This window comes from Dactylosporangium sp. NPDC000555 (assembly GCF_040300025.1).
Taxonomy (GTDB): Bacteria; Actinomycetota; Actinomycetes; order Mycobacteriales; family Micromonosporaceae; genus Dactylosporangium.
This window is the reverse complement of sequence record NZ_JBEPDB010000047.1, coordinates 22,583-44,290: the sequence shown is the minus strand read 5'-3', so window position 1 is coordinate 44,290 and position 21,708 is coordinate 22,583. Positions and strand designations below refer to the sequence as shown.

Genomic DNA, 21,708 nt, shown 5'->3' with positions numbered 1-21,708 from the left:
AGGGGGTGGATGTGAACGTGCTCCTCGAGACGCCGGACCGCTACGGGGCCTACCCACGCTTGGAGGACGCCCAAATTCAGGCCCTCGCCACCGAGGGCCAGCGCCACCGCACACAGACCGCCGAGGTACTCATCCGGGAGGGTGAGGAGAACTACGACTTCTTCGTGGTGCTTGCCGGCAAGGTAGCCAGTGTCGACGGGTTCGGCGGCGACGAACGTGTCATCAGCGTGCACGGCCCCAAGCGGTTTCTGGGGGAGCTGAGCCTGATCACCGGCCAGGCCGCCTTCTTCACATCGCAGGTGCGCGAGCCGGGCGAGGTCCTCAAGGTGCCGGTCGACCGTCTCAAGGCCGTTGTCGCGCGGGATTCCACCCTGGGTGACCTGATCCTGAAGGCGTACCTGAGCCGCCGCTCCCTGCTCATCGGCCGCAGTGCCGGGCTTCGGATCATCGGATCCTGCTTCTCGCCGGACAACCGGCGGCTGCGCGAGTTCGCCGCTCGCAACCGCATTCCCTACCAATGGGTCGACCTGGAGAAGGATCAGGACGCCGAGACGCTGCTGCGCGAACTGCACGTGCGACCGGAACAGACTCCGGTGGTGATCTGCCCGGCCGGGCAGGTGTTGCGGAACCCGAGCAACACGGAGCTGGCACAGGCGGTGGGCCTGCCCGCACCCCGACCTGGCGTCACGGTGTGCGACCTCGCCATCGTCGGGGCGGGCCCGGCAGGCCTCGCCGCCGCCGTCTACGGCGCCTCGGAGGGGCTGGTGACGGTCGCCCTCGACGAGTTCGCCACCGGCGGTCAGGCCGGCCGATCGTCACAGATCGAGAACTATCCCGGCTTCCCTGCCGGGATCTCCGGCGGGGAACTGGCCGAGCGGGCGGTCGTGCAGGCGGAGAAGTTCGGAGCCACGTTCACTGTGCCGACTCGAGCGTGCGGGCTGCAGGAACGGGGTGGCAACTACGTCATCGAGCTCGACAACGGCGGTGAGGTCACAGCCCGGACCGTCCTGATCGCGACCGGCGCCCGGTACCGCAAGCTCAACGTTCCGCGGTTCGAAGAGTTCGAAGCGGCCAGCGTGTACTACGCGGCGACCCTGTCGGAGGCACTGTTCTGCCGCGACGACCCGGTCGCGGTCGTGGGCGGTGGCAACTCGGCGGGCCAGGCAGCGCTGTTCCTGTCGAAATACACGCGGGTCGTGCACCTGCTGGCCCGCTGCAAGGACCTCGGCGAGACCATGTCGCGCTACCTGGTTGATCGGATCGAGACGACATCGGACGTTGAGACCCACCTCCGCACCGAGGTACGCGAGCTGCGGGGCGGCGACACACTCGAACGGCTCGTGGTCGAGGACGAGCGCACCGGGCAGCGCCGCGAGATTCCCGCCCGTGCGCTGTTCGTCTTCATCGGCGCGCAGCCGTGCACCGATTGGCTGACCGGTCAGGTCACCACCGACGAGGACGGCTTCATCCTCACCGGCCCGGACAGCGACGAGCCGGGCCCGCAGCGACGGCCTCTGCTGCAGACCAACCTGCCCGGCGTGTTCGCCGCCGGCGACGTGCGCAGTGGGTCGATCAAGCGGGTCACCTCGGCCGTGGGCGAAGGTGCCACAGCAGTGCAGCTGGTGTGGAAGTACCTCCAAAGCACCGGCCGCGTCGCCGACGACGCCGCAGCCCCCCTCGGATAGCTCCCCGGACCTCCTCGTCAACCCCATTGCAGGTCGAGGAGCACGTCACTCCCACCAGGTGGTTTCGCGTCAGTCGCGTAGACGAACGGTTGAATGTGGCCCGACGGAAGGAGCAGCCATGAGCACCGCAACCTTCACTCGCGCCGACGCCGACATCGAGCGGGACGTGATCGAGGAACTACGGTGGGATTCCCGCCTGCAGCCCAATGCCATAGCGGTCGGGGTACACAACGGCGTGGTGACGTTGGCCGGATGGGTCGACAACTACCCGAAGAAGTGGGCCGCCGAGCGTGCGGCGCACCGGATACGTGGGGTGAAGGCAGTCGCCAACGACATCGAGGTTCGGTTGCCGGTCGCGGCGCAGCTGCCGGACTCGGAGATCGCCGCGGCAGCCGTCCGCGCGTTGGAATGGGACGCGTTCGTCCCAATCGAGCAAGTCGAGGTGACGGTAACGAAAGGCTGGGTCACGCTGCGCGGCGAGGTCGAGTGGGAGCATGAGCGCAGGGCCGCGCAACGCGCCGTGGACAAGCTGCCTGGTGTGCGTGGGGTGACCAATCTGCTTTCGGTGCGTCCGCGGGTGCAGCTGTCGCCGAAAGACCTGCGCAGACGGATCGAGGAGGCACTCGTGCGCAGTGCCGAAACCGACGCCGAGCACCTGAACGTCGATGTGCGCAACGACAAGGTCGTGCTCACCGGCCGGGTCCGGTCGTGGGCGGAGCGGCGCGAGGCGGAACGGGTGGCCTGGTCCGCGCCCGGCGTGACCACCGTCGAGAACCGCATCGTCGTCGCCCCTTGATACGTACGCGCCGCTCAGCACCAGAAGCCACTCACCCCGACCCATCAAGGTCGGGGCGAGCGAGCGGTCTGGCTCGCGCCTAGGACGGCGCGGCGCCGACGTCGGCTGGTGCGCCGGCCCAGTCGATCTGGAGACCGGCCCGGCCGAGGTCGACCTGGACGCCTCGTCCCGGATCTCGCCCCGCAGAAGGATGCGGGCAATCGGCGTCTCGATCTGCCGCTGCAGATAACGGCGCAGTGGCCGAGCGCCGAACACCGGGTCGAAGCCCTCGGCCGCGAGGTGCCGTCGGGCGGCTTCGGTGACCCGCAGCCTGACGCGGCGGTCCTCCACAGCTGCACCTGCACGTCGAAGAACTCCTCGTCGTCCACGACGTCGCGCACCGTCGACAGCACGGCCCGGATGTACCGGATCACGCGGTCCGGGGGGAGCCCGGTGCGCCGGATGACCTCAACGATGAACTCCTCCGGAGCCAGGTCCGGATCGGGTGCCTCCTGGCCGCGCCGCAGCGCCGGATGCAGCTGTACCGGCAGGAACGTCATCAGGTCCTCGGCCTCGCCGCCCGATCCGCCGGGCAGGATCTCCAGGACGACCTCCCCCACGCGCTGCGCCTGCGCCGGGTCGAGCCCGGCGCGGTCCGCGACCTTGCGCACGAAGCTGTCCGCTGGGACACCGCCGGCGAATGTCCCCTTCGGCAGCAGGGGCGCGAATGTGCGGGGGAGCCGTGCCGTGAGGTGCCGGTAGGTGTCGTCGTCCAGCTCCTGGCCCAGCGCTGTCATCACCCCCGCCGCATGCCGCTGCGCCGCCTCGATCGGCGCGTCCTCCCGGTGAGCCACCGGCTCACGAAGTCGGCGGCATCGAACCGTTGCGCCGGGCTGGCGGTGAACAGCCACGGCGCTACCTCGAGCGGCAGGGCGGGGACCAGATGCAGCGCCTCGTCCTTGCCGATCCGCTCAGCCAGAGTCTCGAGGGTGGCGCGGACCGCCCGCAGTGCGGTCTCCTCGTCGCCGAGGCTCTGCCGGACCGGACGAAGTAGCTCTTCATAGCCATCCGTGTCACCGTCCTGCCCGCGTCTGTCTGGCCGGTCAGGTCAACGCCGGTCGCCCTGCCCGCTCTGGCCCCCCTGGCCGGTCGTTCCCGCCTGGCCCGCCTCGCCCGCGCGGCCCTGCTTGCCCTGCTGGCCCTGGATCTCGATCCGGCGCGGCTGCACGTCGCGCGACTTGCCGACGCTGACGGTCAGCACGCCGTTTTTGTACGTCGCCTCCACCCGGCTGGCGTCAATGTCGCTGGGCAGGTCGACGATGTATTCGAACTCGCCGGTCTGGCGGTTCTGGCGGCGCACCACGCCGCCGCGTTCGCGGTCCTGGAAAGAACCGGAGATGCGCAACTCCTCGCCCCGCATCTCGAGGTTGACCTCAGACGGGTCCACGTTCGGCAGATCGACGTCGATGACGTAGGCGTCCTCAGTCTCTTCGACGTCGATCGGCGGCGACAGCGGCGACCACGCGGCGGCCGGGGCCAGCGCGGTGGGATCGCCGAGGACCGCCTGCATCAGCTGCCCGAACCGGCTGTTGATGTCATCCAGTTCCCGGCGCGGATCCCACCGGTACGCCGGTGCTCCGGCCGGCTGACCGCTGCGACGCCGTCTGGAGGTGAACGGTGCGATCGTCATGGTGGATCGATTCCCTTCGTGAGTAGGAGCCGACCGCTCCCGCAAGGGCTTCGGTGGCTGCATCACCTTCGACCCTGAGCCGGTGCACGACGATGTGTTTCCCCCGGGCCGGATGAACCTCGCCGGCCGACCTGACCACCGCCCGCGCGGGTAGCCCGGCACCACGACCAGCGGAGTGCTCTTCGATCTCGACGGCACGCTCGTCGAAACCTCGTATCTGCACACGGTCGTGGTGGCAGGCATTCCGCCAGTATCAGAGTTTCTAACAAAGTCGGGCGACGTGCCGGTACGTGATGATGCAGTGGCGAGATTGAGGAACGCTTCATGGATGGTGCGTTGGACATCCACGGGCGCGGTGCGCCAGGTGGAGCACCTGCGCGCGTCATGGTTCCGACGAGCAATGGATCAGCAGCTCCGGGCCGAGCCCGTCAGCCGAGAGCGTCGGTGATGGGCGTGTCCGCGGGCATGGTCACGACCAGCTTCCGGTTGGCGAACTCCTTGAAGCCGATCGAGGACAGCTCCCGTCCGTACCCGGACAGCTTGATGCCGCCGAAGGGAAGGTTCGGCTCGGACGACGTCGGGTGGTTGATCCACACCATCCCGCTCTCGACCCGGCGTGCGACCGTCCGGGCCTGCGCCAGATCGCTGCCGAACACGGCACCGCCGAGGCCGTAGGGCGAGTCGTTGGCGAGCGCGACCGCCTCGTCGTCGCTGCGCGCCCGATACACGACGGCGACCGGACCGAACAACTCCTCGTGGAAGGCGCGCATCTTCGGGGTCACGCCGACGAGGACCGTGGGTTGCACGAATGCGCCGGGGCGATCGACCCGCCCGCCGCCGACGACCGCGGTGGCGCCCTTGTCGAGGGCATCACGGACCTGGTCCAACAGCTTCTCGGCGGCCCGCTCCGAGGACAGCGGCGCCAGCGTGGTGGCCTCGTCGGCAGGATCACCGGGCCGCAGCGCGCGCATACGCTGGGCAAGCGCGGTCACGAACCGGTCGAAGGTGCCGGACGTCACGATCATCCGCTTCGCACTCACGCAGCTCTGCCCCATGTTGTGCATGCGCCCCGCCATGGCCGCATCGACGGTGTGGTCGAAGTTGTCGCCTTCGAGAACGATGAACGGATCGCTGCCGCCCAGTTCCAGGACGCTCTTCTTCATGCTGCGCCCGGCCGCGGCCCCGACGCTGGCGCCGCCGCGCTCGCTGCCGGTCAGCGACGCGCCGCGCACGACGTCGAGTTCCACGACGCGATCGACCTCGGAGCCGGTGATCAGCAGGTTGGTGTACACCCCCTGCGGTATCCCCGCGTCGGCGAACAGCCGCTCCATGGCGAGCGCCGACTGCGGGGTGTTGCTCGCGTGCTTGAGCAGGATCGTGTTGCCCAGCACCAGATTCGGTCCGGCGAACCGGACCACCTGGTACACCGGGAAGTTCCACGGCTGGGCGCCCACGATCACGCCCAAGGGATCGTTGACGACGGCGGCCGACCCGCCGTCGAGCTCCAACGGCTCGTCGGCGAGCAGCCCGGGCCCCTCGTCGGCGCAGTACTGCAGGATCCTCGCGGACAGGTCCATCTCGGCGCGGCTGTGCCCGATGAGCTTGCCCATCTCCAGCGTCACCAACTGGGCCAGTTCCTCGCCGCGCTCGCGGAGCAGCCGCGCGGCCCGGCCGACCAGCGCGGCCCGTTCGTTGACGCCGACCCGGCGCCAGGACTGGAATGCGTGCTGCGCCTGCTGCGCCGCGTTGTCGACGGCCTCCGGGCTCATCGGCGGGAACTCGCGGACGAGCTGGTTGTTGTAGGGGTTGACGGTGGCTATCGGGCTGTGCCGGACAGCCGAGGGCGTGGACATGGGTTACTCCCTCGCGCAACGGTTTGGGGAATCACAACTGCTACCCCGCTAGCACCGCCCGAACCAGCCCGGGGTTTGCCCGCCCAAGGCTGACGTAGTGCGCTGCGATGAAGACGTTGAGCATGCGGAGGGTGGAACTGCCGGCCGGCGAACAGATTCCCGTGCTGGGGCGGGGGACCTGGGGCCTCGGTGAGGATCCGATGCGCCGCGACGAGGAACTCACCGCGGCGCGGCTGGGCCTAGACCTGGAGATGACTCTCATCGACACCGCTGTGATGTACGGCGGTCGTCACCGCCGATCTCGTCGACCACGCGAGGCTTCACGCCGGACTGGGCGGGAATCCTCCGCGTCAGAGGTCCGGGTGCATGATCACCTTGGTCCAGCCGCGCTCACGCTTGTCGAAGTGCTCGTAGCCCTCCGGGGCTCGGTTCAGCGGCAGTTCGTGCGACACGACGTACGACGGCCGCGCTTTATCCTCCACGATAAGGTTGAGCAGCGCCCGGTTGTAATCCTTGACGTTGCATTGCCCGGTGGCCATCGTCTGGCCCTTGGTCCAGAACCTGCCGCAGTCGAAGGCGACCTTCCCTTCCTCGTACAGCCGATCCGGGCTGCCCGGGTCCTTGGGTGTGAAGACGCCGACGACGCCGATCGTGCCGGCGAACTTGACGGTCTGCACGAGTGAGTTCACTGTCATCTCCGGATGCTCCCGCCCGGACGCGTCGTGGGCCTGGTAGCCGACGCACTCGCAGCCCCGGTCCGCGCCGAGGCCGTTCGTCTCCTCCATCACCCGGTCCGCCACGGACTCCTTGGAGGCGTCGATCGGAATCGCACCGATCTTCGCGGCGAGTTCCAGGCGGTCCTGGTGGTAATCGACCACCATGATCTTGGCGGCGTTCTTGATCGTCGCCGAGAGCGCGGCCATCTGACCCACCGGCCCGGCGCCGTAGATCACCACGGAGTCGCCGGGCTGCACGCAGGCGAGCTGCGTCGCGTGCCAGCCGGTCGGGAAGATGTCGGCCAGCATCACGTAGTCGCGCTGCCGATCCCGGTCGCGAGCGTTCTCCGGCAGCACGAGGCAGTTGAAGTCACCGAAGGGCACCCGCAGCATCTCGGCCTGGCCTCCCTCGTACGGGCCCATGCCGGCGAAGCCGTACGCGGCGCCGACCATGTTCGGGTCCGGATTCGTCTGCAGGCAGAAGGCGGTGAGGCCGCGCTCGCAGTTCGCGCAATACCCGCAGGAAATGTTGAACGGCAGGCATACCATGTCGCCGACGCGGACCTTGTCGACGCCCTTGCCTGCCTCGACCACCTCGCCGAGGTTCTCGTGGCCGAGGATCCGGCCGGTCTCCATGTCTGTGCGGCCGTCGTACATGTGCAAGTCGGAGCCGCAGATGTTGGTGGTGGTGATCCGGACCAAGACATCTTGCGGGTGCTCGATGCGCGGGTCCGGTACGTCCTTGACCGCGACGTTACGCGGTCCCTCGTACACGACAGCCTTCATGGCCACGCAGTACCCGGCCAGTGGGCGTTGAACTGGCCGGGCGGGCGAACCGGCGGGGCAGCTCACCTAGCGGCGGGCGCCGGCGCGCAGGTGGGTCCGCTCGATGAGGCGGAACCCGTGCTCCACCGAGGGCGGCCAGCACCGGTGGCGCCTCAGCAACCTCAGCGAGGACCGGTGGCGCAGCTTTTGGGTTGGGCGGCGGCGAGGTTGCCGGCCAGCAGCAGCATCTGGGTCCAGGCGAGCAGGTCGATGCCGGTGAGCGAGTTGGAGCCAGGCGGCGTCGATGGCCAAGGCGCGGGACGGGAACCGCCCGGAGCCGGTGTCTTTGCCGCAGCGAATGCGGTCCTCGACGCGGGCGTGGCCACGGTGGCGGGCTTCGAGGAACTGGACTGAACCCGGGCTGGGTGTCGGTGGCTGTCACCTGGTGACGCATGCCTTCGACGGTGTCGAACAGGGACAGTTGCGCGCCGGGATGCGGCGTCTCGCGGCGCACGATGAAGCGGATCCTGGCCGGAAACCCGTCATCGGAACCGGGTCCGGTGAGCTCACAGACTTGCTCGGCCCGTTCGTCGCTGCTGAGCCGTCAGTGCGAGTGCCTCCGTTGAGGCCGGCCCGCCTCACCTAGGCCAGCGCCGCGGTCTCGGTCACTCGGCTGAGCCGGGTGGAGTTGGTGGCGGAGACGATGCGGGCCGCGCTGGAGGCGTTGGCGAAGCTGGATGAGGTGTGGCTGGCTGGTGTGATGCCGTCGGAGTGGGCCGATCGCTATGGCCGGTCGGCGCGGCATGAGCGGCAGCTGACCGGTGCGGCGGCGGTGCGGCAGTACGTGGAACAGGTCGGCACTGACGGCATTGCTCTGCTATGTCCACGGAGCGCACCGAGGTACGGCAGTTCGCCGCCGGCGAGGACCGCCCTGCACGTCGTGCTGGGAGCGGAGCGATCTCCGGAATCAGAGGTTCCGCCGGAGGCAAGAGGTTGATTACACGCGCAGGGCGAGGCTGCGGGAGCAGCGGCATGAGCACGACGGGCATAGCGGTAGCCCAAAGCGTCGACAGCACCGCGCCGCGACGCCGCAGCTGCCCACGGGAACGACGCACCGGCTGTCGCGTCCGCGTTACGGTCAGGAGAGAATCTCTGCCTGGGGGTATGGGCGTGCGGTGTCTCATCGTTGACGACTCAGCCAGCTTTCTGGTGGCCGCCGAGCGGATGCTGACCAGTCAGGGTATCGATGTCGTTGGTTTGGCGTGCGACAGCGTGCAGGCGATGGCCGAACTGGACGCGGTCCGTCCGGATGTTGTCCTTGTGGACGTTTTCTTGGGTACGGAATGCGGTGTGACGTTGGCCCAGCGCATCGATGCGGTCACGCGGATGCACGGTAGCCCGGTCGACGTTATCCTGATGTCCACGCGTGCCCGGGAGGACCTGCTCGCGCTCGTCCGCGACAGTCCCGCCGTGGATTTCCTGAAGAAGGCGGAGTTGTCGGCGCGGACGATTCGGACCGCGCTGAGCAGCAGGGGTGCCGAGGCGCCGTGACACGACTCGGCGTCGATGGCCGTTGTTTGACGACGGCATGCGGGAGCGGCCCTCGGCGGCAGTCGTACCGTCAGCGTCGACGTCGCATCTCCTCACGCGGCTGCGTTCAGTCCTGTGCTTGCGCCAGATCGGCCTTGGCCCGGTGGAGAAGCACACGACCGAGCACACGGTCGTGCCCGATCATGAGCCGATCGCCCGGTACCCACGATGCGGCGCACTGCGTGCAGAACATCGCCCGGCGCCACGCCGCTGCCGCCGCCGTATGGGCCGCACCGAACTGCTCGTGGGCCCGACGCCGGGCCAGTACCGCCCCGACACGATGAGCCCCGATCGCGGCCAGACTGATCGGCGCCCAGCGGTCCCAGCCGATCGAGGAGACAGCGAGCCGCTCACGTGGGTTGTCGACGCAGTGCAGCGTGGCGTTGCCCCGGTCCCGGACCGTCCCGTGAGGCGAGCCCATCCGCCACAGCGCCGGTCGTGAAGCCGTAGATGCACTTGTGGAGCACATCGATGGCGAGCTCGCGGCGGGGCCACGACTGCGGCGGCGCGCCCACGCCGGTGGCGTTCTCCAGGATCTGGTCGTTGGTCAGGCGTACTGCGGTGAACATCGTCGACGCGACGGGACCACGCAGCCCCGCTTGCGCCACGACGCTACGCAACACACCGACGAGGGCTCCCTGGCCGTAGCGCATGGCCGCGTTCAGTGTTCGCAACCGGTCCTCGGGTCGCTCCGGCAGGCCCGTGAGCGGAGATCGAGCAGGGCTGCGTCGTCCGCTCGACGAGCTCGAGTCCGAGGTGGGCCGCGCGGAACGGGCGGTCGCCGAGGCGCATCGCCGCCATGCAGAGCTGCAGATGTCGCTGTGGGCGGCCTACAAACCCGAGTATGAGCGCTATCTGGGCGGGGAGGGGGACGGGTGACTCGCAGCGACGTGTTCCGGGCCGGTGACGTACTCAACGGGTACCGGCTGCTTGAGTATTTTCGGGTGGTCGGTGCCCCGACGACTTCGGACCGCACTTCCGAGGGCACAGGCGGTCGGGGCCGCACACTCCTGGGCAAGTTGCTCGGCAAGCTCAACGAGCGACGGACACCATGAACACGCCCTCGCGGTGCAGTGTGTGCGAGGCGGTGAACCAGGGCGGCTGGGAGTGCGCGGCCTGCGGGGCGGTGATGACACGCCGGTCAGCCGCGGCCACCGCGGTCCGGGGCCGCGTAGCGCCGGTCCCGATGCTGCCCGCCCCTGACCAGCCGCTTCCACCACCTTTGAAGCGGGCGATCAATCGGGAGCCCGTCGTCGAGGAGGAGTGGCCCTACGACGACGGGCTCAGCTTCAAGATGATCCCGCTGCCGTTCGGCTGCATCATGGTGGGCACACCGCGCGGCCGAACGCCGGGACGTCGCACACAACCTCCGGGTTCACCACATCCCCGGTGACGTCGCGGCAACCGCCGGGCCAGCACCGGAGTCGGTTGGGTTGCCGGCGTGCCGTCCGGGAAGACGCCAGTTCACCGACTCCCGCGGCGTCGCTGTCTCCCGGCCTGGCTGGGCATCGGGTTTCGTCCGCTCACCGGCGGGGAGTGTCGGAGGGTGATCAAGCAGAGCGGGCGATCCCCTGCACGCGTCACACTCACCGTCATCGGTCTGGTGCTGCTGACCCTGCTCGGCCTGCTCCTGCTCTATGAGACCAGGCGCGTCCTCGCCTGGATCGTCATCGCCGCGTTCTTCGCGACGGCGCTCAACCCGGCGGTGAGCTGGGCCGAGCGGCGCGTCAGATGTAAGCGGTGGCTCGCGACGCTCATCGTCTTCCTGCTGGTGTTCGTTGCTCTCGCCGGGGTCACGGTGCTGTTCGTGGTGCCGCTGGTCAAGGAAGCCGTCCAGTTCGTCGACGAGCTTCCTGCCCTCATCCGTGACACCCGTGCCGGTCGCGGGCCGCTCGGCGGCCTGGCCGACCGCTTCCGTCTACGCCAGTACGCGGAGCGGCACAGCGACCAGATCGACGCCTACCTCAGAGGCCTGGGCGCGCCGGCGCTGGCGTTCGTGCGCAGCGCGGCGACCGCCGTCGTCGGCATCGTGACGATTTTCGTGCTCGCCTACCTGATGGTGCTGCGGGGCCCACGCCTTGCCGATGGTGTGCTCCGCCTCTTCGAGCCCCGCCGCGCCGAGCGCATCCGCCGTGTCGGGAGCGACTGCGCGCGCACGATCACCGGCTACATCAGCGGAAATTTGCTCATCAGCGTGATCTGCGGGGTGCTCACGTACGTGGTGCTGCTGGTGCTGCACCTGCCGTTCGCGGCGCTGATCGCACTGTTCGTGGCGATCGCCGACCTCATACCGCTCGTTGGCGCCACGCTCGGCGCTGCCGTGGCGGCTGCCGCAGGATTCTTCCACTCCCTCACCGCGGGCATCGTCGTCGTCGTCTTCTTCGTCATCTACCAGCAGGTGGAGAACCACCTCCTGCAGCCGGTGATCATGTCGCGCACGGTGCAACTCGACCCGTTGACGGTCCTGGTGAGCATCCTGGTCGCGACAGAGCTCGGCGGCATCGTCGGCGCACTGCTGGCGATCCCGCTCGCGGCAATGCTGCAGATCATCGTTCGCGAGGTGTGGGCGGCACGCCGGGCTCGGCCCGCGGAGCCGGTCGCCGCGGAGGACCAGCGGGCGAAACCCGCCGACGACCGCGACCAAAGATGATGATCGTGGACCGCCGACAAGGATGAACCGTCGGCCGTTGTCCTCCCACGTTCTTGGCCTGCGGCAGGGGAGCGTCGATCGGGAGGGCGGGTTACGGCCTGAGCGTCCGCGAGCGGCGGACTCGGCCACTCGGCGGTCCGAAGCGACACCATCAGCCTCATGTCCGGCCTGCAGCGTCGCCGGATGTCGGCGCTTTGGCGAACTCCTGCACGATGCGCTCGCAGAAGGCGGGCAGGTCGTCGGGCGACCGGCTGGTGGTGATGTTGCCGTCGGTGACGACTTGCTCGTCGACCACCTCCGCCCCGGCGTTGCGCAGGTCGGTGCGCACGCTCGGCCACGAGGTCAGCCGGCGACCCCGCGCGACGTCGGCCTCGACGAAGTTCCACGGGCCATGGCAGATGGAAGCGACGGGCTTGCCCGACTGGACGAAGTCGCGGACGAATCGCACCGCAGCGGGTTCCATCCGCAACTTGTCCGGGTTCACTGTCCCGCCCGGCAGGAGCAGTGCCTCGTAGCCGTCGACCGACGCCGTGCCGACCAGTTGGTCGACCGCGAAGGTGCCGGCGTCGTCGAGGTCGTGGTCGCGCGCCCGGATCTCGCCGGTGGCGATGGAGACGACGGCGGTTTGGGCGCCGGCGTCCTCCAGCGCCTGCCGCGGCCGCTCCAGCTCGACCCGCTCCACCCCGTCGGCCGCGAGGATGGCGACGCGGCGTCCGTTCAGCACTCCGGCCATGTCACGCACCCGCCCTCGCCATCGCCGGGTGCAGGACGATCTTTGTCCAGCCCTCGTCCCGCTTGTCGAAGTGCTCGTAGGCCTCCGGCGCGCGGTCGAGGGGCAGCTCGTGGCTGACGCTGAAGGACGGCTCGGCCTTGCCCGCGGCGATGAGGTCGCGCAGCTGCCGGTTGTACTTCTTGACCGGGGCCTGTCCGCTGCCGATGTGCTGGCCCTTGAACCAGAACATGCCGTGGTCGAAGGTGAGCTTGCCCTGCTTCGCCAGCTTGTCGTTGACGCCGGGGTCCTGCGGCACGAAGACGCCGACGTTGCGGATCTTCCCGGTGAAGCGTACCGAGGCGACCAACCGGTTCATAGTCAGGTTGGCCTGCTCCTCGCCGTCGGGCTCGTGCGCCTGCTCAAAGTCGGTTCGGCCCTCGTACATGTGCAGGTCCGAGCCGCAGATGCTCGCCGATGTGATGCGAACCAGGACGTCGGTCGGGCGCTCGATCCGCGCGTCCGGCACATCCTTGACCCTGACCTGCCGTGGCCCCTCGTACACCACTGCCTTCATTGCTGCTTCCCCTCGTGGATGTCTTCCTCGGCTCCGGACCAGGGCCGAGATCTTCAGTACAGACGTCGAGTGAATCGCTGCGTGCCGGTACCGGCGTTTGTGCAACCGACCCGGCTGGGAGCCGGCGGCTCCTGATCGTGCCGGCCAAGCGTTGCTCGGCGTCACGTCGAGAACCTGACCTCCGGCGAGTGAAGCGGACGAACGCGTTTGGTTCGGTGACACCGAGGTGGGTACTGGCAGCGGGATCGCGCCGCGCCCCCGGTTCGTGGGCGGCGCGGTGGGCGCCGGCCGGTGCGGGCAACGGCGATGGGCTTCGCGCGTGGCGGTGCGGGCACACGCAGAGGAGATCGTCGACGACTCGCCCAGCGTGAGGATCGCGTGGCGCTCGGCCGAGGACGCCGACGTGCCCAACGCCGGTGCGGTGCGGTTCGTGCCGGCGCCCGATGGGTTGAGCACGGAGGTGTACGTCGTGCTGACGTACGACATTCCGGGCGGCGCGGTCGGCAAGGCGGTCGCGAAGTACTTCGGCGAGGAGCCGCATCAGCAGCTCGACGACGACCTGCGCCGGCTCAAGCAGGTGCTGGAGACCGGCGAGGTGGTCCGGTAAGACGGCGCTCCGTGGGGCAAGCGGGCACGCAAGGATTTCCCGCAGCGCCCGGCGCAGCCGCTGTCGGACGCCGAGCTCGCGAAGGGAGCGGACGAGTGAGGGCGAACACCTGGGCGGGGCGCAACAAGGTCGAGGTCCGTGACGTGCCGGACCCGAGGATTCTCAACAGCCGCGACGCCATCGTGCGGATCACTTCCACCGCGATCTGCGGCTCGGACCTGCACCTGGTCGACGGGTATGTGCCCACGATGCAGGACGGCGATGTCATGGGTCACGAGTTCATGGGGGAGGTGGTCGAGGTCGGATCGGGGGTGTCCGCGGACAAGCTGCGGGTCGGCGACCGGGTGGTCGTGCCGTTCCCGATCGCGTGCGGCGCGTGCGCCGCTTGCGCCGCCGAGCTGTACTCGTGCTGCGAGAACTCCAACCCCAACGCGGGCATCGCGGAGAAGATGTTCGGCCACCCGGTCGCCGGGATCTTCGGCTATTCGCATCTGACCGGCGGCTTCGCGGGCGGTCAGGCGCAGTACGCGCGGGTGCCGTTCGCGGACGTGAACCCGCTGAAGGTCGAGTCCGGCCTGACCGACGAGCAGGTGCTGTTCCTGTCCGACATCCTGCCCACCGGCTACATGGGTGCCGAGATGTGCGACATCCAGCCCAGCGACGTGGTGGCGGTGTGGGGCGCCGGCCCGGTCGGCCAGTTCGCCATGGACAGTGCCCGGGTGCTCGGCGCCGCGAAGGTGATCGCCATCGACAAGGAACCGTACCGGCTGCAGATAGCCGAACGGGCGGGCCACACGCCGGTGAACTTCGAGGAGGTCGACGTGCGCTCCCGGCTGCTGGAACTGACCGGTGGGCAGGGACCGGACAAGTGCATCGACGCGGTCGGTCTGGAAGCCACCCACGGCAGCGCGCACATCGCCGCGTACGACCGGGTCAAGCAGGCGGTGCGGTCCGAGACCGAGCGCCCGCACGCGCTGCGCCAGGCGATCCTGTCGTGCCGCAGCGGTGGCGTGGTCTCGGTGATCGGCGTGTACGGCGGTCTGCTGGACAAGTTCCCCGCGGGCGCCTGGATGAACCGGTCGCTGACCTTGCGTACCGGGCAGTGCCACGTGCAGCGCTACATGAAGCCGCTGCTGCAGCGCATCGAGCGCGGGGAGATCGATCCGACCCGGATCATCACCCACATCCTGCCGCTGGACGAGGCGGAGCGTGGCTTCGAGATCTTCAAGGAGAAGCAGGACAACTGCGAGCCCTGACGGCCACCCGCGATGGGCCGCCCGGCGAGCGCAGCGGCCCAGTGGACATGGCTGGATGCAACGGACCGCTCGACGTGGTGTCCTATGTGGACGGCAGGGCGGGCGCCAGATCCGTGCGTCCACGTCCGCCCTGTTGGCCGGCCGCAGGAACGTCGAGGTGCGGATCGTGCCGTCCGCAGCCCGTGGTCCGGTGATCGCCGACGGGTCGGTGCTGCTGATCAGACTCCAGGTGCTGTCGAGGTTCCACGAGTTGCCGGAGCCGCCCGACGAGCCCAGAGACACGTTGGTGGTGTTGGCAACCGCGAGGGTGTTCGTCAGCGTCGAGGCTGACTGGGAGACGTTGAACCCGTCCTTGCCGTTGTCCAGGCGTTGCCGTGGTCGAAGACCAGCGCGCCGGTGTTGCCGTCGTCGACGACGCCGCCAGCGGAGTTGTTCCAGGCCATGCAGTTGCGGATGACGTGGTTGACGGCCGGCGCAGGTCGTCGCCGCCGCCGAGCTTGAAGCCGTCGCCGTCGCTGGCGTAGTCGGGCAGGTTCCAGTAGTTGTAGCCGTTGTCGTACGCGATCGAGTCCTCGATGAGGATCGGCCGCAGGAACAGCCAGTTGTCGAAGCCGTCGTCGGCGTTGCGCCACAGCCGGGTACCGCGCACGACGTTGCCGGTACCGGAGCTCTCCCTATTTGCCAGGCCGTCCGCGCTCTCGCCGTTCTTGCGCGGGTCGTGGTTGCCGTAGCTGTCGAGGTTGATGATCTGGTTGTTCCACGATGCGCCCTGCAGGTGCAGGCCGGACTCGTAGTTGTCGCGGGTGATCAGCCGCTCGTGGCGCCCGTTGCTGGTATCGGCGCTGAAGATGCCGTACTGCCCGTTGACGATCTCCAGCCCGACGAAGCGCCACCGGTCGCCCTCGATGTGCAGCGTGCCGCGGTCGGAGCGCGGAATCGACGAGCCGTCGGCATGTATGCCGGAGTCTGGTGTCGAAGTATGCAATGCACCAGCCACAGTTCAGCCCAACGGGTGACAGTCCGGGCGCTCGCACTACCTGTGCGTCATGCTGTGCGCCGATCGGGTCTGAATCGGTTGTGCAGTATCTTTGCCCGTCGATCGGAGCGGCCGATGGCCGACCCTGCAGTGCGCAGCGAGTCCGACCTGTTGACCCACTGGGTGAGTCAGTCCCGGCCGGGGAAGAGATCGCGTCGCCGACGGCCTGACGAGGCCGGCGTGTTGCGGTTTGCGTTCTACGGTCGGGTTTCCACGGCCGACTTTCAGGAGCGGCATTCGTCGCGGCGGTGGCAGCGGGATGTCGCGGAGGACCTTGTTGACGGTCACGGCCGGATTGTGGCCGACTACTTCGATGCCGACCGGAGTCGACGGCTGCCGTGGCGGGACCGGCCGCAGGCGGCGTTGCTCCTCGCGGCGATCGCCGACCCGGACCGCGACTTCGACGCGGTTGTGGTGGGGGAGTATGAGCGGGCGTTCTACGGCGATCAGGTGCTGTCGTTGCTGCCGCTATTCGAGGCGTATGGCGTGCAGTTGTGGCTGCCGGAGGCGCACGGCCCGGTCGATCCTGCTGAGCCGGCGCATCGGGCGTTGCTGATGCTGCTCGGTGCGCAGTCGAAGCGGGAGGTGTTGCGGGCGCGTTCGCGGGCCCTGGCGGCGATGCGGGCGCAGATCCGGGATGAGGGCCGGTTCCTTGGTGGCCGTCCGTTGTACGGGTACCGGCTCGTAGACGCCGGCCCTCATCCGAACCCGATGCACGCGAAGTGGGGCCGGCGGCTCCAGCGGTACGACGAGGATCCGGCGACCGCGCCGACGGTGCGACGGATTTTCGCGGAGCGGCTGCGTGGCCGAAGCGTCTCGCGGATCGCCGCGATGCTGAACGCGGACGGGGTGCCGAGCCCGTCACAGGCCGATCCGGGCCGCAACCGCCATCGGGCCGGCGGCGGGTGGGGCTTGACGACGGTGCAGGCGATCCTGGCGAACGTGAAGTACACCGGGCGGCAGGTCTGGAACCGGCAGCCCGCACATCACACGCCGGCGCATCTTCCTGGGCCGTTCAAGACACAGCGGTGGGCGAGGACGAGCGAATGGGTCATCTCCAAACAGATGGTCCATCCGGCGTTGGTGTCCGAGGCCGACTTCATCGCGGCGCAGGAGATCACCGCGCTGCCTGCCCCGGTCCGTGGCGGCGTCCGGAGTTATCAGCTGGTCGGCTTGCTGCGCTGCGGGCTGTGCCGCCGACGGCTGGAGTCCTGTTGGTCGCACGGCCGGCCGGCGTACCGATGCCAGCACGGTCATTCCAGCGCCCGGCCACGACAGCCCAACCGGATACGGAACATCTACGTCCGCGAGGATCGGATGATCGTGGTCCTTCGCGCGCTGATCCACGAGGAGAACGTAGGCCTGGAAGGTCAACCGGTCTGGATGATCGCCCGCCATCTCCGTGAGCACGGGCTCGTGGTGATGTGCAGCAGAGCTGCCTGCGTGATCCAGGCGGAGTTTCCGAATTGAACCTTCTGCCCGGGTATGTCCGCGCGCAGGGGTTAACGTGTCGAAGGGGGGACTTGAACCCCCACGCCCTATACGGGCACTAGCACCTCAAGCTAGCGCGTCTGCCATTCCGCCACTTCGACTGGCTGAACCATTGTATGCGGTGCTTACTGCCCCGCTCGAACGGCCCTGCGATACAGTACATGGTCTGGCGCGATCTTCGCCAATCGGGGGCATCCGACACGCGACGGCCCCCGGTGCGAGGGCGCCGAGGGCCTGGTGGTGCCGGGTAACCGGAGGGGGAGCGGCCACCCAAGGCCTCTGTGGTGCCGGGCGTGCCGGGCCTTGGGCGTTGAGGATGCTGACGCCGCCCGGGCTGAATCGACAATGTCGCGACGATGGAAAATGATGCCCGCGCCGCGATGATCCACACGGCGGTTGCTGGGATTGCTCGACAAGCGTCAGCTGCTCAGAGGTCTTCCTCCCATGTCGTACGGCGGGAGAGAGCGTCCATCACCTTGTCCACGACGCCCAGGGCCGGGTCGACGATCTTGTCCAGGGGTGGGGTGGACGGGATGCCTGGGTGCGGCCTGGTCGGGGCGGCGGACCGGGCGATCTCGACCCGGTTGCCGAGCCGGACGAGTTCGCCGTGGGAGCAGTGCTCGCGCAGGGCCGGGAAGATCTCGGTCGCCGCGCGGTGCGCGTGTCGGCGGATACGCTCCGTGATTGACCACAGGGCCGTGTCATCGGTGGTCGAGTGCAGCCGTCGCAGCGCCACGAGCAGGTCCGCGTCGGCTGCGAGTTCGCGTTCGGCGATGGCCGGGCCATCCGGCAGTACCGAATGGACTGCTGGATAAAGGTATTGTTCCTCGGCCGCCAGGTGCCGCGCCAGGGTCGCCACCAGGACGTCCGACGCGGCCGGCTCGGTCGCCGCCCGGGAGCAGAGCCGGCCGAGGCGGTCGTGGTCCTCATCGAGCAGCTCGATCATGCTGCGCCCGGCCGGTTCGAACTCCTCGTCGGTCACGCCCGGTACGGGTGGCAGCGGCGGGAGCGGAACGGAACTCACCGTTGACCCTCCTCGATCGCTTGTGGTGCCGCACGGTTACCCGGCGGTCCGCCGCTTGAAACGGTAGGTTGCCCGCCACCCTTCTCGCCCGGACGTCAAGCGGCTATGGCGGGCCGGAGGGCCAGTCTTCGGCTGTCATGGGTCACCACCTGGGAATACTTCCACCCGAGCGCCTTTGGCCCGGCGTTTCTCGCTCTAAACTATGACTCTGGGTGAGCATCGAGGCGACGCCGTGTAGCCATCTTTGGACCACCCGGGAAACTGTCGGTGCCGCCTGATATGACTTCACCATGGACGCCACCGACGAGGTCATCGAAATCTGCCGAGATCTGCTGCGCATCGACACCACCAACACCGGCGACCTCGCCACCAGCGCCGGGGAGCGGGTCGCCGCCGAATACGTGGCGGAGAAGCTCGCCGAGGTCGGATTCCAGCCCGAGATCTACGAGAGCGAGCCGGGGCGTGCCAGCGTTATCGCCCGGTTCGAGGGCACCGACCCGTCACGCGATGCGCTGCTGATCCACGGCCACCTCGACGTGGTGCCGGCCGACGCGTCCGAGTGGTCGGTGCACCCGTTCGGCGGCGAGCTCAAGGACGGCTACCTGTGGGGGCGCGGCGCCGTCGACATGAAGGACTTCGACGCGATGGTCCTGGCGTTGGTGCGGCAGATGAAGCGCGAAGGCCGCAAGCCCCCGCGCGACGTCGTGCTGGCCTTCCTCGCCGACGAGGAGGCCGGCAGCACCTACGGCGCTCAGCATCTGGTGGACCGGCACCCGGACTGCTTCGAGGGCGTCACCGAGGCGATCGGCGAGGTCGGCGGCTTCTCCGTGAGCATCGGCGGCGACCAGCGGCTCTATCTCATCGAGACCGCGCAGAAGGGCATCGACTGGCTGCGCCTGCACGCCAAGGGCCGCCCGGGCCACGGCTCGATGATCAATGACGACAACGCGGTCACCGCGCTGGCCGAGGCGGTCGCCCGGGTCGGCCGGCACAAGTTCCCGATCGTGCTCACCCCGACAGTGCGCGCGTTCCTCGAGGAGGTCTCGCAGATGCTCGGCATCGAGCTCGACCTCGACGACCCCGAGGGTGCCGTCGCCAAGATCGGCCCGATCGCGATGATCGTCGGCGCCACGCTGCGCAACACCGCCAACCCGACCCGGCTCGCCGCCGGCTACAAGGACAACGTCATTCCCGGCCGCGCCTCGGCGACCATCGACTGCCGCACCCTGCCGGGGCAGTCCGAGGCGTTCGAGGAGGAGCTGCGGCGCATTGTCGGGCCGGACATCGACCTGGAGTACATCCACCGCCAGCCGGCCCTCGAGACCACGTTCGACGGGGCGCTGGTCGGGGCGATGTCGGCGGCGCTGCGGGCCGAGGACCCAGGTGCCGTGCCCGTCCCGTACATGCTCAGCGGCGGCACCGACGCCAAGCAGTTCGCGAAGCTCGGCATCCGCTGCTTCGGCTTCTCGCCCGTGCGCCTACCGGCCGATCTGAACTTCGCCGCATTGTTCCATGGCATTGACGAGCGCATTCCCGTGGAGGGACTACAGTTCGGCGTGCGAGTTCTCGACCGGTTCCTGCAGCAGTCCTGACCTAGCCAGCACTTCATCGATTTAGGGGAGTCCCATCATGACCGACCGGCACGCGGAGCTTGACGCCGCGCTCGAGCGCGTGATCGCGGCGGCCCGCGAGCACCTTGCCGCGGTCAAGGCCGCCAACGGGCGGGCCGACGACGACGAGGTGTGGCGCGCCTACGTGGAGCTCAACAACGCCTCCAACAGCTACGACGAGTTCCTGCTCGACGAGTTCGGCGAGGTCACCCCGTGGGACGTCGACGCGATCGACCCGGAGGAGGCCGACCGTCAGCTCGGCGTCGGTATCGGCGGCGTCGACGGTACCGAGGCGGAGGACCCGCACCCGCAGGTCATCTCCGTCCGCCAGCGCCGCGACTATCGCGTACCGAGCGTCGCAGCCCTGCTCCGCCTCGCCGAGGCCGCGCGCCGCGCCAACCCGGGCGACGGCGACGGCTCATCGGTAGAGACGGTCGGCGAGGCCGTGCTGGAGCTGATGCAGGCCGGCGACGGCTCGCTCGGCGCCCTGGACATTCCGGAGCTGGAGTCCCTCGACGGCGTGGTCATCGTCGCCGAGGTCGAGACCCCGCTGGACCCGGAGACCTACGAGGACGCCGACGGCGCAGGCCCGTTCGCACTGTCGGAGGGTGACCGTGTCGTCGACCGCCTCGACGAGCACGCCTTCGTCGACCTGGACGACGAGCTGGCCGAGGAAGAGGACGAAGCGGACGCCGCCGAAGGCTCCGGCCTGGGCAAGGCTGCGGAACGCCGCTGACCCGGGATCGGCCCGGCCCGGGGCGCCGCGATCCCGGGCCGGCCGCCACCCACGCGCCGGGCGCGCCGGACACGCCAGGCGCGCCGGACACAAGCCGGATACAACAGGCGCGCCGGGCGTGCCGGATCCGCCGGGCGTGCCGGGTGTGCCGGTAACGAAGAACGGTCCGATCAAGGGAAGGTCGGCCGGCACCGGCACGCCGGGGAGCATCGCGTGCGGCGCGACGGCCAAGGCGACGCCGGCGGCGGCGGTCGACACGCCGCAGAAGGCCGGGCGGTTCCAGGACCGGTCCAGGCCCCGGCGCAGCAGCGGGCCGACCGCCCGCACGGCGGTGACGGCCCCGCGACGGCGAGGGCGACCCGGCCGGGATCAGCCCGGCGAGGGCCGCGGCCAGCGCCGGCCGGCGCGGCGACGCTGAGCGTGAGGGAGGCGAGCGGCACGGCGATGCTGTCCGTCGTGGGATCGAGGCGAGTTCCGCCGACCACGGCGCCGCAACCGGCGCAACGCATCAAGCGCCGACGAGGTCACGTTCTGCGAGCCAGGGCCTTGCGTAGTCGGTTGACGGATAGCTGACCTGTCCACATCCGGGTGTCCGTGTCGGGTCCGGGGTGATGCAGGACGGGTGCGATCCATCGATCGCCCGCGGCACCACGATCCAGGCCAGGAGCACCAGCAGGACAGCCCCGACCGCCGGCCCGGCCCGGCGCGAGCGGGCGAGAAAGCCGCTCCAGACGGCGACCGGTACCACGGCGAGCAGCGCGGCGAACGTCGTGCGGCTGTCCCACGCAGTGGCGATCGCGAGTGCCTCGGCGATAGTGCAATCCGCCATCCGAGGCCCATACCGACAGATGATGACGAATCCCGTCCGACCGGTGATGACGCAGGCGTGAGCATGTTTTGGCGATCATGTGTGGGCATCGCGGCGAACACGGCCACGA

The 21,708-nt window shown here is 69.1% G+C and carries 22 protein-coding genes, 1 tRNA gene and 3 pseudogenes; 12 read left to right on the top strand and 14 right to left on the bottom strand.

Features of this window, described 5'->3' with window-relative positions; translation table 11 throughout:
* Positions 1 to 11 precede the first annotated feature (11 nt).
* Both ABT297_RS25730 and ABT297_RS25725 read left to right on the top strand, forming a co-directional pair.
* Positions 12 to 1,685, top strand: coding sequence for an FAD-dependent oxidoreductase (locus ABT297_RS25730; protein ID WP_350554049.1), 1,674 nt, complete (start codon positions 12 to 14; stop codon positions 1,683 to 1,685).
* A 118-nt stretch (positions 1,686 to 1,803) separates the two neighbouring features.
* Positions 1,804 to 2,481 (top strand): BON domain-containing protein, encoded by a 678-nt coding sequence (locus tag ABT297_RS25725; RefSeq protein WP_350554047.1) that lies wholly within the window; start codon positions 1,804 to 1,806, stop codon positions 2,479 to 2,481.
* A 222-nt stretch (positions 2,482 to 2,703) separates the two neighbouring features.
* On the opposite strand, the pseudogene ABT297_RS25720 reads toward ABT297_RS25725, so the two are convergent.
* The 4 genes and pseudogenes from ABT297_RS25720 to ABT297_RS25705 form a co-directional block, all read right to left on the bottom strand.
* Positions 2,704 to 2,811 (bottom strand): annotated as a pseudogene (locus ABT297_RS25720) (ClpB D2-like domain containing protein); the annotation flags it as partial.
* An 11-nt stretch (positions 2,812 to 2,822) separates the two neighbouring features.
* Positions 2,823 to 3,257: pseudogene (locus ABT297_RS25715) on the bottom strand (DUF2267 domain-containing protein); the annotation flags it as partial.
* Entirely contained in the window at positions 3,257 to 3,469 is a 213-nt protein-coding gene (locus ABT297_RS25710) for a DUF2267 domain-containing protein (protein WP_350554103.1), read from the bottom strand. The gene ABT297_RS25710 and the pseudogene ABT297_RS25715, both read right to left, overlap by 1 nt.
* A gap of 99 nt (positions 3,470 to 3,568) precedes the next feature.
* Complete coding sequence (locus ABT297_RS25705; RefSeq protein WP_350554045.1) at positions 3,569 to 4,150, bottom strand: Hsp20/alpha crystallin family protein; 582 nt, start codon at positions 4,148 to 4,150, stop codon at positions 3,569 to 3,571.
* Positions 4,151 to 4,325: 175 nt separating this feature from the next.
* Between ABT297_RS25705 and ABT297_RS25700 the strand changes: the two genes are divergently transcribed.
* Positions 4,326 to 4,598 carry a hypothetical protein gene (locus tag ABT297_RS25700; RefSeq protein ID WP_350554043.1) on the top strand — a complete coding sequence of 91 codons (273 nt, stop codon included), beginning with the start codon at positions 4,326 to 4,328 and terminating at the stop codon, positions 4,596 to 4,598.
* Here ABT297_RS25700 and ABT297_RS25695 read toward each other — a convergent pair.
* The 3 genes and pseudogenes from ABT297_RS25695 to ABT297_RS25685 all read right to left on the bottom strand — a co-directional run.
* The gene (locus ABT297_RS25695) at positions 4,579 to 6,003 is read right to left on the bottom strand and encodes an NAD-dependent succinate-semialdehyde dehydrogenase (RefSeq protein ID WP_350554041.1); all 1,425 of its coding nucleotides are present in this window, start codon (positions 6,001 to 6,003) and stop codon (positions 4,579 to 4,581) included. The genes ABT297_RS25700 and ABT297_RS25695 overlap by 20 nt on opposite strands.
* Positions 6,004 to 6,353: 350 nt before the next feature.
* On the bottom strand, positions 6,354 to 7,505 hold the full coding sequence (locus ABT297_RS25690) for a glutathione-independent formaldehyde dehydrogenase (RefSeq protein ID WP_350554039.1): 1,152 nt from the start codon (positions 7,503 to 7,505) through the stop codon (positions 6,354 to 6,356).
* 185 nt (positions 7,506 to 7,690) lie between these two features.
* Positions 7,691 to 8,061: pseudogene (locus ABT297_RS25685) on the bottom strand (IS1380 family transposase); the annotation flags it as partial.
* Between the two features lie 114 nt (positions 8,062 to 8,175).
* Here ABT297_RS25685 and ABT297_RS25680 point away from each other — a divergent pair.
* Together ABT297_RS25680 and ABT297_RS25675 are read left to right on the top strand one after the other, a co-directional pair.
* Entirely contained in the window at positions 8,176 to 8,481 is a 306-nt protein-coding gene (locus tag ABT297_RS25680) for a hypothetical protein (protein WP_350554037.1), read from the top strand.
* Positions 8,482 to 8,654: 173 nt separating this feature from the next.
* Positions 8,655 to 9,035, top strand: a complete 381-nt coding sequence (locus ABT297_RS25675) for a response regulator (protein ID WP_350554035.1) — start codon at positions 8,655 to 8,657, stop codon at positions 9,033 to 9,035.
* A gap of 389 nt (positions 9,036 to 9,424) precedes the next feature.
* Here ABT297_RS25675 and ABT297_RS25670 read toward each other — a convergent pair whose 3' ends face one another.
* The gene (locus ABT297_RS25670; RefSeq protein WP_350554033.1) at positions 9,425 to 9,727 is read right to left on the bottom strand and encodes a hypothetical protein; all 303 of its coding nucleotides are present in this window, start codon (positions 9,725 to 9,727) and stop codon (positions 9,425 to 9,427) included.
* Positions 9,728 to 9,776: 49 nt separating this feature from the next.
* Here ABT297_RS25670 and ABT297_RS25665 point away from each other — a divergent pair, with 49 nt between their 5' ends.
* Positions 9,777 to 9,953 carry a hypothetical protein gene (locus ABT297_RS25665; protein ID WP_350554031.1) on the top strand — a complete coding sequence of 59 codons (177 nt, stop codon included), beginning with the start codon at positions 9,777 to 9,779 and terminating at the stop codon, positions 9,951 to 9,953.
* 667 nt (positions 9,954 to 10,620) lie between these two features.
* Positions 10,621 to 11,724: an AI-2E family transporter gene (locus ABT297_RS25660; protein WP_350554029.1), complete on the top strand. Its 1,104-nt coding sequence runs from the start codon at positions 10,621 to 10,623 to the stop codon at positions 11,722 to 11,724.
* 157 nt (positions 11,725 to 11,881) lie between these two features.
* Here ABT297_RS25660 and ABT297_RS25655 read toward each other — a convergent pair whose 3' ends face one another.
* Positions 11,882 to 12,457 carry a type 1 glutamine amidotransferase domain-containing protein gene (locus ABT297_RS25655; RefSeq protein ID WP_350554027.1) on the bottom strand — a complete coding sequence of 192 codons (576 nt, stop codon included), beginning with the start codon at positions 12,455 to 12,457 and terminating at the stop codon, positions 11,882 to 11,884.
* A 1-nt stretch (position 12,458) separates the two neighbouring features.
* The gene (locus tag ABT297_RS25650) at positions 12,459 to 13,010 is read right to left on the bottom strand and encodes an alcohol dehydrogenase catalytic domain-containing protein (RefSeq protein WP_350554025.1); all 552 of its coding nucleotides are present in this window, start codon (positions 13,008 to 13,010) and stop codon (positions 12,459 to 12,461) included.
* Positions 13,011 to 13,329: 319 nt separating this feature from the next.
* Here ABT297_RS25650 and ABT297_RS25645 point away from each other — a divergent pair, with 319 nt between their 5' ends.
* Positions 13,330 to 13,617, top strand: coding sequence for an SRPBCC family protein (locus ABT297_RS25645; RefSeq protein WP_350554023.1), 288 nt, complete (start codon positions 13,330 to 13,332; stop codon positions 13,615 to 13,617).
* Positions 13,618 to 13,712: 95 nt separating this feature from the next.
* On the top strand, positions 13,713 to 14,873 hold the full coding sequence (locus ABT297_RS25640) for a zinc-dependent alcohol dehydrogenase (RefSeq protein ID WP_350554021.1): 1,161 nt from the start codon (positions 13,713 to 13,715) through the stop codon (positions 14,871 to 14,873).
* An 82-nt stretch (positions 14,874 to 14,955) separates the two neighbouring features.
* Here ABT297_RS25640 and ABT297_RS25635 read toward each other — a convergent pair whose 3' ends face one another.
* Entirely contained in the window at positions 14,956 to 15,858 is a 903-nt protein-coding gene (locus ABT297_RS25635) for a right-handed parallel beta-helix repeat-containing protein (protein WP_350554019.1), read from the bottom strand.
* Positions 15,859 to 15,885: 27 nt separating this feature from the next.
* Here ABT297_RS25635 and ABT297_RS25630 point away from each other — a divergent pair, with 27 nt between their 5' ends.
* On the top strand, positions 15,886 to 17,379 hold the full coding sequence (locus ABT297_RS25630; protein ID WP_350554017.1) for a recombinase family protein: 1,494 nt from the start codon (positions 15,886 to 15,888) through the stop codon (positions 17,377 to 17,379).
* 38 nt (positions 17,380 to 17,417) lie between these two features.
* On the opposite strand, the gene ABT297_RS25625 is transcribed toward ABT297_RS25630, so the two are convergent.
* Together ABT297_RS25625 and ABT297_RS25620 are read right to left on the bottom strand one after the other, a co-directional pair.
* Positions 17,418 to 17,501, bottom strand: a tRNA-Leu gene (locus tag ABT297_RS25625).
* Positions 17,502 to 17,827: 326 nt separating this feature from the next.
* Positions 17,828 to 18,424, bottom strand: coding sequence for a hemerythrin domain-containing protein (locus ABT297_RS25620; RefSeq protein ID WP_350554015.1), 597 nt, complete (start codon positions 18,422 to 18,424; stop codon positions 17,828 to 17,830).
* 290 nt (positions 18,425 to 18,714) lie between these two features.
* Between ABT297_RS25620 and ABT297_RS25615 the strand changes: the two genes are divergently transcribed.
* Together ABT297_RS25615 and ABT297_RS25610 are read left to right on the top strand one after the other, a co-directional pair.
* Complete coding sequence (locus ABT297_RS25615; protein WP_350554013.1) at positions 18,715 to 20,016, top strand: M20/M25/M40 family metallo-hydrolase; 1,302 nt, start codon at positions 18,715 to 18,717, stop codon at positions 20,014 to 20,016.
* A gap of 37 nt (positions 20,017 to 20,053) precedes the next feature.
* Positions 20,054 to 20,770, top strand: coding sequence for a hypothetical protein (locus tag ABT297_RS25610; protein WP_350554011.1), 717 nt, complete (start codon positions 20,054 to 20,056; stop codon positions 20,768 to 20,770).
* Between the two features lie 508 nt (positions 20,771 to 21,278).
* On the opposite strand, the gene ABT297_RS25605 is transcribed toward ABT297_RS25610, so the two are convergent.
* Positions 21,279 to 21,599 carry a hypothetical protein gene (locus ABT297_RS25605; RefSeq protein ID WP_350554009.1) on the bottom strand — a complete coding sequence of 107 codons (321 nt, stop codon included), beginning with the start codon at positions 21,597 to 21,599 and terminating at the stop codon, positions 21,279 to 21,281.
* Positions 21,600 to 21,708: the final 109 nt, after the last annotated feature.